The sequence below is a fragment of the Streptomyces sp. NBC_00726 genome (assembly GCF_045161735.1).
Classification (GTDB): Bacteria; Actinomycetota; Actinomycetes; order Streptomycetales; family Streptomycetaceae; genus Streptomyces.
Genome location: NZ_CP108983.1, coordinates 72,907 through 87,185, shown reverse-complemented (window position 1 = coordinate 87,185; position 14,279 = coordinate 72,907). Strand labels below are relative to the sequence as shown.

The 14,279-nt window shown below is 72.4% G+C and carries 18 protein-coding genes; 7 read left to right on the top strand and 11 right to left on the bottom strand.

Annotation, left to right across the window (positions count from 1 at the left end):
- Positions 1-91: 91 nt before the first annotated feature.
- On the bottom strand, positions 92-814 hold the full coding sequence (locus tag OG338_RS00405) for a ScbR family autoregulator-binding transcription factor (protein WP_405935380.1): 723 nt from the start codon (positions 812-814) through the stop codon (positions 92-94).
- A gap of 384 nt (positions 815-1,198) precedes the next feature.
- Here OG338_RS00405 and OG338_RS00400 point away from each other — a divergent pair, with 384 nt between their 5' ends.
- On the top strand, positions 1,199-1,879 hold the full coding sequence (locus OG338_RS00400) for an HAD family hydrolase (RefSeq protein WP_405935379.1): 681 nt from the start codon (positions 1,199-1,201) through the stop codon (positions 1,877-1,879).
- A 14-nt stretch (positions 1,880-1,893) separates the two neighbouring features.
- Here OG338_RS00400 and dhaL read toward each other — a convergent pair whose 3' ends face one another.
- Together dhaL and OG338_RS00390 are read right to left on the bottom strand one after the other, a co-directional pair.
- On the bottom strand, positions 1,894-2,556 hold the full coding sequence (dhaL, locus tag OG338_RS00395; protein ID WP_405935378.1) for a dihydroxyacetone kinase subunit DhaL: 663 nt from the start codon (positions 2,554-2,556) through the stop codon (positions 1,894-1,896).
- A gap of 41 nt (positions 2,557-2,597) precedes the next feature.
- Positions 2,598-3,596, bottom strand: a complete 999-nt coding sequence (locus OG338_RS00390) for a dihydroxyacetone kinase subunit DhaK (protein WP_405935377.1) — start codon at positions 3,594-3,596, stop codon at positions 2,598-2,600.
- 144 nt (positions 3,597-3,740) lie between these two features.
- On the opposite strand from OG338_RS00390, the gene OG338_RS00385 reads away from it, so the two are divergent.
- Entirely contained in the window at positions 3,741-3,881 is a 141-nt protein-coding gene (locus OG338_RS00385) for a hypothetical protein (protein WP_405935376.1), read from the top strand.
- A gap of 40 nt (positions 3,882-3,921) precedes the next feature.
- On the opposite strand, the gene OG338_RS00380 is transcribed toward OG338_RS00385, so the two are convergent.
- On the bottom strand, positions 3,922-5,352 hold the full coding sequence (locus OG338_RS00380) for an MFS transporter (RefSeq protein WP_405940275.1): 1,431 nt from the start codon (positions 5,350-5,352) through the stop codon (positions 3,922-3,924).
- Between the two features lie 8 nt (positions 5,353-5,360).
- Positions 5,361-5,810, bottom strand: coding sequence for a MarR family winged helix-turn-helix transcriptional regulator (locus tag OG338_RS00375; protein ID WP_405935375.1), 450 nt, complete (start codon positions 5,808-5,810; stop codon positions 5,361-5,363).
- A 105-nt stretch (positions 5,811-5,915) separates the two neighbouring features.
- On the opposite strand from OG338_RS00375, the gene OG338_RS00370 reads away from it, so the two are divergent.
- Together OG338_RS00370 and OG338_RS00365 are read left to right on the top strand one after the other, a co-directional pair.
- Entirely contained in the window at positions 5,916-6,428 is a 513-nt protein-coding gene (locus OG338_RS00370) for an ArsR/SmtB family transcription factor (RefSeq protein ID WP_405935374.1), read from the top strand.
- A gap of 38 nt (positions 6,429-6,466) precedes the next feature.
- Positions 6,467-7,321 carry a M23 family metallopeptidase gene (locus tag OG338_RS00365; RefSeq protein WP_405935373.1) on the top strand — a complete coding sequence of 285 codons (855 nt, stop codon included), beginning with the start codon at positions 6,467-6,469 and terminating at the stop codon, positions 7,319-7,321.
- 197 nt (positions 7,322-7,518) lie between these two features.
- Here the strand turns inward: OG338_RS00365 and OG338_RS00360 are convergent, their stop codons facing one another.
- The gene (locus OG338_RS00360) at positions 7,519-8,004 is read right to left on the bottom strand and encodes a hypothetical protein (RefSeq protein WP_405935372.1); all 486 of its coding nucleotides are present in this window, start codon (positions 8,002-8,004) and stop codon (positions 7,519-7,521) included.
- Positions 8,005-8,179: 175 nt separating this feature from the next.
- Here OG338_RS00360 and OG338_RS00355 point away from each other — a divergent pair, with 175 nt between their 5' ends.
- Positions 8,180-8,728: a YciI family protein gene (locus OG338_RS00355; RefSeq protein ID WP_405935371.1), complete on the top strand. Its 549-nt coding sequence runs from the start codon at positions 8,180-8,182 to the stop codon at positions 8,726-8,728.
- An 87-nt stretch (positions 8,729-8,815) separates the two neighbouring features.
- Here the strand turns inward: OG338_RS00355 and OG338_RS00350 are convergent, their stop codons facing one another.
- On the bottom strand, positions 8,816-10,285 hold the full coding sequence (locus OG338_RS00350; RefSeq protein ID WP_405935370.1) for an MFS transporter: 1,470 nt from the start codon (positions 10,283-10,285) through the stop codon (positions 8,816-8,818).
- A 169-nt stretch (positions 10,286-10,454) separates the two neighbouring features.
- On the opposite strand from OG338_RS00350, the gene OG338_RS00345 reads away from it, so the two are divergent.
- Positions 10,455-11,102 carry a TetR/AcrR family transcriptional regulator gene (locus OG338_RS00345; RefSeq protein WP_405940274.1) on the top strand — a complete coding sequence of 216 codons (648 nt, stop codon included), beginning with the start codon at positions 10,455-10,457 and terminating at the stop codon, positions 11,100-11,102.
- Positions 11,103-11,113: 11 nt separating this feature from the next.
- Here OG338_RS00345 and OG338_RS00340 read toward each other — a convergent pair whose 3' ends face one another.
- The 4 genes from OG338_RS00340 to OG338_RS00325 all read right to left on the bottom strand — a co-directional run bounded on the left by OG338_RS00340 (position 11,114) and on the right by OG338_RS00325 (position 13,103).
- Positions 11,114-11,368 (bottom strand): DUF6332 family protein, encoded by a 255-nt coding sequence (locus OG338_RS00340; protein ID WP_405935369.1) that lies wholly within the window; start codon positions 11,366-11,368, stop codon positions 11,114-11,116.
- A 61-nt stretch (positions 11,369-11,429) separates the two neighbouring features.
- Positions 11,430-11,891, bottom strand: coding sequence for an iron chaperone (locus tag OG338_RS00335; protein WP_405935368.1), 462 nt, complete (start codon positions 11,889-11,891; stop codon positions 11,430-11,432).
- Between the two features lie 64 nt (positions 11,892-11,955).
- Positions 11,956-12,609 (bottom strand): glyoxalase, encoded by a 654-nt coding sequence (locus tag OG338_RS00330; protein WP_405935367.1) that lies wholly within the window; start codon positions 12,607-12,609, stop codon positions 11,956-11,958.
- Between the two features lie 5 nt (positions 12,610-12,614).
- Positions 12,615-13,103, bottom strand: coding sequence for a helix-turn-helix transcriptional regulator (locus OG338_RS00325; protein ID WP_405935366.1), 489 nt, complete (start codon positions 13,101-13,103; stop codon positions 12,615-12,617).
- Positions 13,104-13,362: 259 nt separating this feature from the next.
- Between OG338_RS00325 and OG338_RS00320 the strand changes: the two genes are divergently transcribed.
- The gene (locus tag OG338_RS00320; protein WP_405935365.1) at positions 13,363-14,256 is read left to right on the top strand and encodes an alpha/beta hydrolase; all 894 of its coding nucleotides are present in this window, start codon (positions 13,363-13,365) and stop codon (positions 14,254-14,256) included.
- Positions 14,257-14,279: the final 23 nt, after the last annotated feature.

Sequence of the window (14,279 nt, the reverse complement as noted above, 5' to 3'; positions counted from 1 at the left end):
GGGCGCCTTCAAACCGGTTTGACTGCTCGAACGAGGACAACCAAACCGGTTTGGGTGAAGGGCGTCAAGAGGCCGGAGCCTGTGATGCCCGTCACCGGGGAGGGGTGGGGGCGGCCGGCCGCCCGGCCCGTGAGGTGCCCGCCTGCGTGGCACCGGCCGCCCGCCCGGCGTGCGGGTCGTCCGCCTGTGCGGGGATGCGGGCGCGGGCCCGGGCGAGCAGGCCCGCCGGATCGGGCTCCGCCTGGAGCGAGGCGAGGGCCAGCCGCCACCACTGCTCAAGCCGCTCCGGCCGGCCCCACCTGTCCGGCATCTCGTCGGTCAGGGTGCAGTGCCCGAAGAACCCGCACACCAGCGCCACGGCCGCCGCCGACGGCTCGACCCCGGCCGCGAGTTCGCCCCGCGTCCTGGCCTGGGCGAGGAGCCGGGCGCAGGCCAACGTCCAGGCGCCGAACGGCGTCGGCACGGGCGCCCCGATGGTGCGGCGCTCCGCCCACAGCCGCGCGCCGGCCCGCGCCACGACGTCCTCGCCGAGGGACCGGGCGACGCGGAAGCTGAGCGCGACCAGCTTCTCCAGCGGGGGGACACCCGGTGCGGCGTAGGCGGCGGCGAGCTGCGGCCAGCTGGCGAACTGCTCGCGGACCACGGCGAGCGCGAGCTTTTCCTTGCTGGAGTAATGAAAGTAGATCGCGCCGCTGGTCTTTCCCGAGTGATCACTTATGTCATTGACACTCGTGCCCGCATATCCCCGTTCTACGAATAGATGTGCCGCCGATTCCAGCAGCACTTTGCGGGTTGCGCGCGCCCTGTCCTGCACTTGTTCCACCTTCGCTCATACGTACTAGCGTCGCGACGCGAAAGGCTGCCCCTTTGTAAGGGGGCCGGTCGCATCGCGCGACGATCCTATTATTCATCGCCCGGTCCGCGCGGTCGGCCGATACTTCTTCATGTATTCCGGTGCACTCGAATTGGTGATTGCGGAATTCGGAACCGCCGAAATAACGTAATGGTCATGATGTTTCGGACGGGCTGACCCACGGGGCCGCGAGTCCGTCGCGGCGCCCAGCGGAATCGACCTGGCCGCCGCGCTCATGGAGCGGCACCCGCGTCCGATTCCTCCCTTCCACAGGTGTGCCATCCGGCACATGTCTGCGCCCTCGTACCTCACCGGCCGGCGCAGCCCTCCGAGAACGGCGGTTACATGACAGCTCATCGCATCCTTTCCTGGTCCCCGTCCGCCCTCGTCTTCGACTGTGACGGCACCCTGATGGACACGGAGAGGCACTGGCAGGAGGCCCGCACCCTCACCTTCCGGCTGTTCGGGCTCACCCCGCCCGCCGGGTTCGCCGACCGGGCGAAGGGCGTGCACTACACCGAGTGCGGTGCCCTGATGGCCCGTGAGACCGGAAAACCGGACCTGGCGGGCGACTTCGCCGACACCCTCCTGAGCACCTTCACGGCGCTGGTCGAGGAGGACCCGGTCACCATGCCCGGCGCCGCCTCGCTGGTCCGGCTGGCCGCCCGCCACCGCCCTCTCGCGGTGGCCAGCAACTGCCCCCGGGCCACGGTGGAGTCGTGCCTCGGCCGGGCCGGGCTCCTCGGCTGCTTCCAGCATGTGGTGGTCGCCGGCGAGGAGGTACGGCCCAAGCCCGAGCCGGACGTCTACCGGGCGGCCGCCCGCCTCTGCGGCGTACCGCCCGAGGAGGCCCTGGCCGTGGAGGACTCGCTGACCGGCATGGAGTCGGCGCGCCGGGCGGGCCTGCGGGTGATCGGCATCGGGACGCGCCCGCCGGACCCGGACGGCGAGCGGGCCGACCTGTGGGTGACGAGCCTGACCGACCCCGGACTGCTCAGCTGGGCCCGCAGCCGCCTCGGCCCCTGAGCGGCGGCCGGGTCTCAGTCACCGGCGAGGTGGGGCGCCAGCGTTCGCACCGGGCCCGCCGCGGACGCGAAGAACAGCGCCATGCCCACGGCCCCCGGGTCCGGGACGCCGGTGGCGCGTTCGCCCAGGTAGCTGGCCCGGCCCATGCGCGCCGCCCGGGACGCCGTCTCCCGCACCCCCCGCCACGCCTCGTCCGCCGCGGCGGCCAGGGCCTCGGCGGGGGGCGCGTCCCCGGCCGCCCGCAGGGCGTCGGCGGCCGGGGCCAGCGCGTCGACCAGCGTCTTGTCGCCGGGCGCGGCGTCCCCGACGCGGCGGATCGCGGCCAGACCCTCGGCGGCGCCCTCGGCGAGCGCGCCCGTCGTCAGCCCCGGTCCGGAGCCGGCGGCCCGGCCCATCGCCTGGAACAGCAGGCCGAACAGCGGGCCGCTCGTCCCGCCGACCTCGTCCAGGAAGGCGGTGGCCAGGGCGCCGAGGTGGTCGCCGGGGCCGGCCGACGCCGCCGACTGGTCGAGCAGCGGAGCGGCGGCTTCGATTCCGGCGGCGAGATTGGCGCCGAAGTCGCCGTCGCCCGCCTGCTGGTCCAGCTCCGTCAACTCGGCCTCCGTGGCGTGCACCGAGTCCGCGAAGCGCCCCACCCACTCGCGGGTGCGCGTGCCGTCCAGAGCGTCGTTCGTCATGGGCCCTCCTCGTACGTTCGTCCCGCAGGGGGCTTGACCGGTCACCACCGCAGTGCCGGGGTGTGCACGGGTGCGTCGTAGAACTCCAGGGCGGCGGGGCCGGCGACCATGAGCGTGAGGGAGAACCCCCGCATGTCCAGCGCCGTCACGTACTCGCCCACCAGATGGCGCGCGAGCCGCACCCCTCGGGCGTCGAGCACCCGTCCCAACTCGCCGAACACCGCGTACAGTTCGAGCGAGGTGACGGACCCGAGCCCGTTGACGAGAGCGACGACGGACTCCTCCGGCCCGGGCCGCAACGCGTCCAGCAGCGCCCCCGTCATCTCCTCCACCAGCGCGCTCACGGGGCCCTGTTCGCGGGTACGGGCGGCGCGCTCCCCGTGAATCCCGACGCCGTACTCCAGCTCACCGGGCGGCAGTTCGAACGCGGGCTCACCGGTGGCCGGCGCGTGGTGCGCGGCCGAGGCGACGGCGAGCGTACGGCACCGGCCCGCGAGGCCCGTACCCAGCTCCACCAGCTCATCGAGCCCCATCCCCGTGTCGGCGGCGGCGCCCAGGACCTTCTCCAGCAGCACCGTGGCGCCCGTGCCGCGCCGTCCGGCGGCGATGTCCGCCGAGTCGGTGGCCAGGTCGTCGTCCACGAGGACCCGCGCACAGGCGATCCCCGCGTCGGCGAGGCGCTCGGCCGCGATGCCGAAGTTGATCCGGTCGCCGGTGTAGTTCTTCACGAGGTGCAGCACGCCGTCCGGCCCCGCCACCGCGCGTGAGGCCCGGAAGATCTGCCGGTTGTGCGGCGAGGCGAACACCCTTCCCGGGCAGGCCGCATCGAGCATGCCCGCACCGACGAACCCCGCGTGCAGCGGCTCGTGCCCGGACCCGCCCCCCGACAACAGCCCCACCCGCCGCCCGGGCGCGGGGTGCCGGGCGGTGACGAACCCGTCCGCCGCGTCGTACCGCACCAGATCCGCGTGCGCACGGGCGAAGCCGGCCAACGCGTCGGACACCAGTTCACCGGCGCCGTTCTCGAAGTACCTGACCATGAGCCGCACCCATCCCGTCCCTGTCGGTTAGGCCGTACGAGCCGACCCGGACGATAATCCCATAGTGCGGGTAACGGTCCGCGTGCGGCAACTCGCACAGCGTGCGGGTGTCCCGGTCCGGCGGGCGCCGGGAGCCGGCTCGCCGTGGCGCGTGCCGTGCGGCTGCGGGAGCGGGGTGGGCCGGCCCACCGGTCCGTCCGGGGGCAGCCCAGGCCCGCGATCCAGGCGTCGGCCGTGATGACCTCGCTCTGGTCCGGGAACATCTTCCCGGTGAGCACCCGGTGAACCTCCGGGTCGCGGTCCATCACGAGCAGGGCGGGGCGGGTCATGGGCTTTCCTCATCGTTCTCGGAGCTCGCGCCGATCCGGCGCAGCGAGCGGTCGGCGACGGTCGCCGCCAGGAACAGGACGCCGGCGGCGAGCATGAACCAGGCCAGCTGGTGCAGACCCGGGGTGTCGGCGCGCTGCCCGAAGAACGCACCGTTGGCGGCCGACGCGGTGATGGCGCCGAGGTACCCGAAGGTGCGCAGCAGCCCGGCGGACGAGCCGATGCGGTCGGCGTCGGCCTGGTGGTAGACCGCGTTCTGAAGGGCGAGGCCGTTCAGCCCCTGCGGCACACCCAGGACGACCACGACGGCCAGCAGCATCCACACAGGGCTGTCGCCGTGCAGGAGCAGCAGCATCGCGCACGCCGCGATCTGCCCGGCCGCGCCGACCAGGAGCTTCCCGCGCACCGCCTGACGCCGGCCGGTGAGGGCGGAGACGGCGATCCCCGTCGCGAACAACGGGAGTTGGACCAGCCCCGCCTGTGAGGCGGACAGCCCGCGCCCCTGCTCGGTCCACTGGGTGAATCCGTACAGGAACGCGTAGGTGACGACGTAACAGAGCAGGGCGCGCCCGTACGTGGCAACCAGCGGCAGATTCCCGCCGAGCACGCGTACGTCGATGAACGGTTCCCCGGCGCGCAGCTCGCGCCAGGTGAATCCGGCCCCGGCCGCGACGGTGAGCACCAGCAGATACCAGTCGCCGCCGCCGATGTCCATCAGGAACAGCAGCAGGCACGACAGGGCCGCGGCGAACAGTCCCATCCCCGGCAGGTCCAGGCTCCGCACCCAGGAGCGGCCGTCCGCGCGGGCCGTCCCGGGAAGCGCCGGGATGCGGCGCGCCCCGAGGTACAGGCCGAGAAGCGCCAGCGGGATGTTGACGGCGAGGGTGGCGCGCCAGCCGCCGATGCCGACGAGCAGTCCACCGACGCTCGGGCCGACGACGGCGATGGTCTGCGTGGTGATCGCGAGCGCGGTCAGCACCCCGGCCGGGCTCTTCTCGCCGGTGCGCCGGGCCTCGCTGCGGATCAGATGCATGGCGGCCGGATATCCGGAGCAGGTGCCGAATCCGAGCAGCACCCGCGCGGCGACGAGCACGCCGAGGCTGGGCGCCAGCATGCCGACGACCCCGGCGATCCCGGTCAGCGCGGCCCCGGCGAGGAACAGCCGCCGGGGCCCGAACAGGTCGATGAGCCGGCCCATCACCGGCTGGCCTATCGCGGTCGCCAGATACAGGGCGGAGATCAGCCACGCCGTCTGGGCGGGCGGGGCACCGAAGGCGGCCCCGATGGGGACCAGCGAGACCGAGATGATGGAGGAGTTGACCGGGTTGAGGGCGGCCCCCGTCATCATCGGGGCGAGCAGCCGCCGGTCGAAGCCGTGCGCCGAACCCTTGTCCCGCGCGGGGCGCCACCGTTTCAGGGCGCGCGTCATTCCCGTACTCACGACCTGACGATCCGCTCCAGGACGGCCATCGCCGCCAGAAGGCCACGCCGCTCCTGCTCCGTGCAGTGCTCCTCCAGGGCCCGGGCGAGCCAGCCCTCCCCGGCGCGCCGGCGGTCCTCCAGGAAGGTGCGCCCGCTGTCGGTCACGTACACCAGCTGCCGGCGGCCGTCCTCCGGGTCCGGGCGGCGGCCGACCAGGCCACGTTCGGCCAGGGCGCCGACGGTGCTCGTCACCGACTGGTGCCGTACGCCCTCGGCGGCGGCCAGATCGACCACCGACGCCTCGCCGTCCTTGTCGAGCCGGCTGAGGACGGAGGTCTGGGAAGGCGTGAGCTCCTCGCGGTCGTACGTCTCCCGCAGGCGCCGCCGCAGCCGGCTGTGCACCACGCGGATCTCGTGCGCCGCGCGTGCGGCCGTCTCGGAGACGGTCTGCTCGGTCTCGTTCATACGTACAGCCTAAGGTGCGCAGTCTGAGCTGCGCAATTATGTCTGCGTGACCGATGGCGCAGATTCGCCCTTGCACGTAACTCCGTAATTACGTAATCTCGATGTGTGGACCTGGAGGAGCGTGTCACCGAGCTCGAACGACGCCTGGCCGAGCTGGTGCAGGCGGCCCCCGCCGCGTCCGCGCCCGCCGTGGCGGAGGCCGACTTCTGGGCGCTCGACGCGCTGAAGGCGCGGCACCCGGTGACGGAGGAGGCGGACGGCGCCGTGCTGTTCACCGGCGCGGTGCGCGTACCGACCGGGCATCGCTACGAATGGCAGTACGGGCTGCCGACCGAGACGGTGCTGGACGACGACTGGTCAAAGGCCGCCGCGTCGTTCGCCGCGCTCGGCAACCCGGTACGGCTGACGCTGCTGCGCGAGGTCCTGGGCGGCCTGCGCACCGCGGCCGAGCTGGCCGCGCTCGACGGGGTCGGGACGACCGGCCAGGTCTACCACCATCTGCGCCAGCTGACGGGCGCCGGCTGGCTGCACTCCCCGGAGCGCGGCCGCTACGAGATACCGGCCGGGCGAGTCGTGCCGCTCCTCGTGGTGCTCACCGCCGCACGCCCGGCGACCTGACCGACCGCGTACGCAGATTTACGTTCAAGGGGGAAAACATGTCCGTGGACCGACGGAAGATCGCCGCGAAGGCCCAGTACGCGCTGTGGGTGATCTTCTTCGCCCAGATCGTCTACGACTTCTTCGCGGAACTGCCGTACAACTACTGGCTGAGCTGGCTCCCGATGCTCGGAGCGATGGGAATCGGCCTGGTGGCGGCCCGCTCCGCCCGCCACCGGATCGCGACCCGCTCCCCGGCGGCCGTCGCGGTGGCGCCCCCGGTGACCGGTCGCTGGTCCGCGGTCAACAGCCCCGCCGACAAGGTCCCGAGCCACGGGACGCACAGCCTGGCGCAGAGCTACGCCATCGACATCGTGGCCGAGCCGGCGGACGGACCCGCCCGCCCCACCCCCGTCTGGTTCTGGCCCGTCGCCCGGGCCAACCGGGCCTACCCCGCCTTCGGCGCGCCCTTGTACGCGGTCGCCCGCGCGACCGTCGTGCACGCGGAGGACGGCCAGCGCGACCACCTGAGCCGCAGCTCGCTCGCCGGGATCCTGTACTTCTGGCTGGTCGAAGGGGTGGGCAGGACCATAGGCGGCAGCCGCCGCGTCGTGGGCAACCACATAGTCCTCGACCTCGGCGACGGAACGCACGCCATGTACGCACACGTCCAGCGAGGCTCCCTCCGCGTCCGCCCGGGCGACGAGGTCGAGCCCGGCCGGCTGCTGGCCCAATGCGGTAACTCCGGCAACTCGACCGAACCCCATGTGCACTTCCAGCTGATGGACGGACCGGACCCGGAGACGGCACACGGAATCCCGTTCACCTGGCAGGGAGTCGGCGTACCGGCGGGCGGCGAGAAGTTCACCGTGGACGCGGACGCCTCCACTCGGGCACGGCCTCAGGACGCCTGACCCGCACCACCGACATCCGGCCCAACGCCCTCGCCGGCGTTGCCCCTGCTCCCTGTCCGAGGGAGCCCGGCACGGCGAGGTCTGGATGGTCGCCGACGTCGGAGCGTTTCCCGCGCCCGGTGACCAGGCGTGGGGCTTCGAGGACTGGGTGCGGCACTGGCACGCGGGCGACGACTCGTGGGGTTGGCCCCCGGCGGTTACCACCGGTGCGGGCGGCGGGTGGCGGTGAGGAGTGCTGCTACCACCGTGACCATGGCCAGGGCGATGGCGAAGTGGGCTGCCCAGGCGCCTGCCGGGGTGGGGCCGCCCCAGGCATTGGCGGTGTCCTCGCCCTTCGTCGCCAGGGGGTACAGCAGGCCGCGGGTGAGCAGGAGGGTCACCGAGGGGGCGGCCAGCGCGAAGGCGAGGGCGTTTGCCGGGAAGCCGCGCAGGGCCCGGCCGGCGACGGTCCCGAAGCGGTCCGGCCCGGGTGGAAGAGGCGTGGCCGACGGGGACGCGGCCGGGCTGCCGAGGGACGCGAGGCGCCGCTGAAGCCGGCCGGCGGCGGACGCGTTGCCGGTCAGGGCCAGCACCAGCGCGAGGACCGTGGCGGGCAGCGCCAGCAGCGCATGGACCAGGAGCAGGACCGCCCGCCGCGGCAGCGGACGGCGGGGCGCGGGGAGGGTGTCGGGTGCGAGCGTCATGGGGAGCCCCTTCTCGGGTTCGGTGCGATGACCGGACGATAGGGGTACGGCCGGGCCGACGGCGTCATACCGGGGAGCCAATCCGGCCGTCAGACCCCGGTAGCACGGCCGGTCGCACCGGTGGTGGCCCGAAACCGGTTGAGCGTGCGCCGCCGGCGCGGAAGGGTATGCGGTCATGGAGTACTTCTGCTACCACCGTGACCGGCCGGGCTCCCTCGCTCTGCGTGAAGAGTTGCTGGAGGAGCACTGGTCCTACATGGACCGGTACGCGAAGGAGCTGATCGCCCGGGGCCCGACCTTCGCCGCCGATGGTGAGACACCCACCGGAAGCGTGCACATCGTCGACCTCCCCGATGCGGCCACCGCCCGGGCGTTCGCCTTCGATGAGCCCAACTACCAGGCGGGTGCCTATCGGGACGTGCTGATTCGGCGTTGGCGCAACATGCTGGGCCGCACCATGTGGGACTTTCCCGGAGGTTCGGAAGGCGGCAACCGCTACCTGGTGATCGGCTTCGGCGAAGGCCCCGCAGCCGACCCCGGCCCGCCGGCCGCCCAGGACGACCTCATCGCGTACGGACCGCTGCTGTCCGACGACGGCGGGACATGGCTCGGCACGGCCTGCCTGCTCAGGGCCGCGAGCCCGGACGAGGCACGCGCCATCCTCACAGCGGACCGGTACGCGGACATCGAGGTCCATGACTGGGAGTTCGGCGGACGCCGGTGAACGCGGGAGCGCCCGGCCGCGTACGAGGCCGGGCGTTCCCCCGGCAGCTGAGCCCGGGACCGACGGGCTCCGCTGCCGGGGTGCGCATCAGGCCGGTTCCTCCACGGGGTGTTCCTCGACGCTGTGCGAGTCGGTGAGGCTCAGTGCGCCGCCGGCCGCGATCAGCCCGACGACTACGGCGAGCAGCGCGTAGGTGATCCGTTCGCCGTGGAAGAAGGACGCGACGAGGTCGCCGCTCCAGACCCCGGCGGGGAGCGACGTGGTGACCAGCGCGGCGATCAGCGTGCCGACCACCGCGGTGCCGACGCTGGAGCCGACCTCCTGGGCGGTGTCGTTCAGGGCGGCGGCGATCGACGTGCGGTTGCTGGGCATCGCGTCCACCAGGGCCACCGCGCAGATCGTCATCACGGTGCGCAGCCCCACGGTCATGAGCACCATGCACACCGCGATGACGGCGTACCCGTGCTCGACGCCCCAGGCGAGACCGGCCAGCGACCCCGCCAGACAGGCCGCGCCCACCAGGCAGGCGATGCGGTGGCCGAACCGGCGGGCGAGCCACTCGGACAGCGGAGTGGCCATGAGCATCGTCACGATGATGGGCAGGTTCGCCAGACCGGCCCGGACCGGGCTCCACCCGTACGCGTACTGGAAGTGCAGGATCAGGCCGAACATCACACTGGCCATCGCGATCGACGTCCCGATCTGCGCGAGCGCGGCCCCCCGCACCGTGCCGTTCGAGAAGACCCGCAGATCCAGCATGGGCGCCGCGCTGCGCCGCTCGTGCCGCACGAAGGCGACCGCGGCCGCGACCGCGCCCACGACCGACGCCAGGGTGACCCCGGAGAGCCAGCCGTGCTCCACCCCGCTGGTCAGCGAGTAGCAGGCGAGCCCGATCGTGGCGACGCTCAGCAGCGCGCCCGGCACGTCGAGCCTGTCCTTGGTCAGGTCCTCGGGGCGGTCGGCCGGGACACCGAGCCGGACGCCGACGCACGCGATCAGCGCGATCGGGGCGTTGACGAGCAGCAGCCACTCCCACCGGAAGTGCGCCAGCGCCGTACCGCCGAGCAGCGGGCCGAGGACGAAGCCGGACATGCCCACGATGATCATGACGGTCATCGCGCGCATCCGCAGGGCCTTGTCATCGAACAGGCGGAAGACCAGCGAGTTCGTGATCGGAGCCATCGCGGCGGCGGCCACGCCGAGTGCGGCGCGCAGCGCGATCAGCTCGCCCGCCGTGGACACGAGCGCGACGCACAGGCTGAGCGCCCCGAACACGGTGAGCCCGATGAGCAGCACCCGGCGGCGGCCGAGCCGGTCCGCCATCGACCCGGCGGTCAGCAGCAGACCGCCGAACGTCAGCGAGTACGCACCGGTGACCCACTGCAACGCGGTCGTGCCGCTGCCCAGGTCGCGGCCGATCGTGGGCAGGGCGATCGACAGCAGGGTGTTGTCGACCATCTCGACGAAGAAGGCCAGGCACAGGGCGGCCAGGGGTATCCACGCCGCACGCAGCGAGGGATAGGAGCGGGACCCGTTTCCGGGTGGGGCGGTAGTCATGGCGCGGTCCTTTCGATCGAACATCGTTCGGCTATCGAACGCCGTACGATGAGCTACGATAGAACAGCGTTCGATAGGATGCAAAGAGCGATGCGAAGAGCGAGAGGACCAAGCCATGGCACAGCAGCGGCGCCGGGCCGACGGGGGACGCCGCCGGGCCTCGCACTCGATGGAGTCCGTGCTCACCGAGGCGGTGGCCCTGCTGGACGAGGCCGGCGCGCCCGCGCTGACGTTCCGCGCGCTCGCGCAGCGCCTGGGCGGCGGCGTCGCCAGCATCTACTGGTATGTCGCGAGCAAGGACGAACTGCTCGACCGCGCCACCGACCATGTGATGGGCACGGTGCTCGCCGAGATCGAGAGGCTTCCGGAGGGCGACGACCCCATCGACGACCTCCGCGCGATGGCCGTGACGCTGTTCGACGCGGTCGCGGAGCGGCCCTGGCTCGGCGCGTACTTCATGCGCAACACGGATGTGCAGAGCAATTCCCTGCGCGTGTACGAACAGCTGGGCCGGCAGACGCTCCGCCTGAAGCTCGACGCGCGTCAGCGGTTCCACGCCGTATCCGCGGTCGTCGGGGTCGTGGTCGGCTCCGCCGTCGACATGGGGCAGGAGCCGCCGGAGGAGATCCTCGACGGCGCCGTGAACCGCGAGGAATACCTCGGCCGGTTCGCCCTCGCCTGGCGGGGGCTCGACCCGGAGGACTACCCCTTCGTCCACGAGATCGTGGACGAGTTCGACGGCCACGACGACGTGGACCAGTTCCGCTCCGCGCTGGACCTGACCCTGGCAGGGCTGCGCCTCCAGGCCGGAGCGTGAGCCCCGGCGGCTCAGTGCCCCTTACGGCGCTCCGCGTCGAACCGGCGCAGCACCCGCACCACGCGCCACACCCCGGCCGCCGCTCCGAGCAACGCACCTCCGGTCAGGGTGCGGTCACGTGCCGGGCCGGTGACGTCGAACACCAGGGTGGCGGCGAAGAGCAACGCGAAGACGGCCGCCCCCAGCGCGGCGGCCGTCACCAGGGCGAAGGCGATCTCCACCGTCATCGCGTCCTTCTCCCACCGTGACTCGCGCCCCATGTCCATGGCGCAAGTCTCACACCGCGGTCAACCCCGGCAGGGGCTGACCGCGGGGGAGTGCGGGCCCTCAGCCCGCCGCCTTCCGGACGAGCGCGGTGATCTGCTCCTCGACGGCGGCGGTCAGTTCGGTCAGGGCGTACGCGGCCGGCCACATCACGCCGTCGTCCAGCGCGGCCTGGTCGCTGAAGCCGAGCGTCGCGTACCTCGACTTGAACTTCTCCGCGCACTGGAAGTGGCAGACGACCTTGCCGTCCCTGGCGTACGCCGGCATGCCGTACCAGAGCTTCGGCGCCAGCTCCGGAGCGGTCTCCCGGACGATCTTGTGGATGCGCTCGGCGAGGACCCGGTCGGCGTCCCGCATCTCGGCGATCTTCGCGAGGACGTCCTGCTCGGCCGCCGCCTCCTTCTCCGCCCGGGACGCGCCGCGCCGGGACGCCGCCTTCTTCTCCTCGCGCGCGTGCTCCTTCATCGCGGCCCGCTCCTCGGCGGTGAATCCGCTGTAGTTCTCGGAGGACTTCGACGTCGGCATGGCAGGGGTTTCCTTTCGTACGGGGAAGCTACGGGAAAGTGACGCGGATGAGCGGGTGTGCGGGTCAGGCACGGCCGGCGGACTCGGCGGGCTCCCAGGCGAAGCCGTCCGGGTCGGTGAAGGCGCCGGAGGCGCCGCCGAGGACGATGCGGTGCGGGCCGGCCGCGCTGTCCGGGACGCCGAGGTCCTTGGCGAGGGCGCGCCGCTTGTACAGCGCCAGCTTGACGGCGGAGGAGTCGCCGGGCAGGAACTCGGCGTACTTCCCGCCGAAGCTCTTGCCCACGGCCAGCCCCCGGTCCACGTAGAACTGCTTGGTGGCCTTCACGTTCTGCACGCCGATCAGCAGGATGAACTCGTCGATCTCGCGGGTGGCGGGGCCGGTGTCCTTCTTGGACGAGGTCGCGATCTTCCAGATCGTGCCGTCCGGGGCCTGGACGACGCCGCTGTACCCCCACAGCGACTTGGCGGCCGGCTTCAGCACGGTGGCCCCGGCGCCGACCGCGGCGGCCACGAAGCCGTCGACGGTGGCCGGTCCGGACACGGTGAGCGCCAGGGTGAAGCCGCGGAACCCGGTGTCCTGGGCCTCGCGGGCCCTCAGCCGGATGCGCGTGTCCACACCGAAGGCGGCGTAGAAGCGGCGGGCCTCCTCGACGTCGGCCACCTCAAGGGTGACGGAGGAGAGCCGGCCGGCGGGCTTGGTGTCAGTGGTGGTGTCCATGAACTTCACGTTAGGGGCCGGGCCGGTGCCGGGGCTTCTTGATTCCTGACCGCTCTCGCGACCCGCTGCGCGAGGCAGGCCGGCAGCCCCTCGATCCCGGGTGCCACGGCCGCGCCGGCGGTCTTCGCCCCGCCCTCCGTCAGGCTGCGGAAGCGCTCCGGCGTCAGACCGACCAGCTCCGTGAAGCGGGCGGCGAATATTCCCGGCGTCGCGCAGCCGACCGCCGCGCACACGGCGTCGACGCCGAGCTCGCCCCGTAGCAGCAGCGTCGCGCGGTCCACGCGACGGGCCGTCAGATAGGCGTACGGGGAATGCCCGTAGACGGTCCGGAACCGCCGGCTGAGGCAGCCGGGGGCCATGCCGGCACCGCGCGCGAGCGCCACCACGTCCAGCGGCGCGGCATAGGTCCGGTCGATCAGATCGCGGACGCGGCGCAGCCGCACCACGTCGGCCGGGAGCTTCCCCGGGGTGTTTTGTACGGGTGAGATGTCCATGTCCAACAGGCTAGGGACGCCCCGGCGACCCCCGCTTCTCGATTCCTGACGACCCCGACGGGACGCTCCACAGACGGCTCGCCGCTTCCGGGTGGCGCGGGCGCGGGACTTGTTCCGGCTGCCGCACACCTGGAACACCCGCACCGCCGTGACGTTTAGCTCAGCTCAACCTCGCCTTACACATCGGCCGTTGATCCGGAACACCGCCGGATGTCAGCGTGAAGGCATCCCTCTTCCCCTCGATCGCAAGGAGTGGCGTATGCCCGTACGTGAACAGGTGAGCTTCGTCGGTGACATGGGCAAACTCGCCGGTCACCTCCACCTGCCCGACGCCGATGAGACGACCCCGCCGCCGCCCGCCGTCCTGATCGCCGGAACCTGGACGTCCGTCAAGGAACAGATGGCCGACCGCTACGCACGGGAGCTGGCCGGACGCGGCTACGCGGCGCTGTCGTTCGACTTCACCGGATACGGCGAGTCCGACGGCGCGCCACGCGACTGCGAGTCGCCCGCGCAGAAGGTCCGCGACCTGCGCGCGGCGGCCGACTTCGTCCTGGCCCATCCCGCCGTGAACGGTGAGGCCCTGGGAGCGCTGGGGGTGTGCGCGGGCGCGATGTACGCCGGAGCCTTCGCCGCCGAGGACCCCCGCGTACGCTCGCTCGCCCTCGTCGCACCCTGGCTGCACGACCGCCGGATCTGCGAGGAGAACTACGGAGGCCCCGAGGGCATCGAGGTGAAGAAAGCGGCAGCGGCCGAGGCCGCCGGCCGGTACGCGGAGACCGGGGAGGTCACCTACGTGCCCGTGGTCAGCGGCAGCGACCCGGACGCCGCCATGCCCTTCGACATCGACTTCTACCTGAACCCCGAACGCGGCGGGATACCCCAGTGGCCCAATCGGTACGCCGTCATGGCCTGGACCGAATGGCTCGACCACGACGCCGTCGCCCTCGCCCCGCGCATCACGGCACCGACGCTGCTCGTGCACAGCGAGGACGCCGCGATCCCGGACGGGGCCCGGCGCTTCCACGCCGGTCTGGCCGGGCCCTCGGAATTCGTGTGGACGGAGGGTGTCCAGTTCGACTTCTACGACCAGCCACCCCAGGTCCGCCTGGCCGCCGATGCGGCCGCCGAGCACTTCGCCCGCACGCTGTGAACACCGCCGCCCACACAGACAGG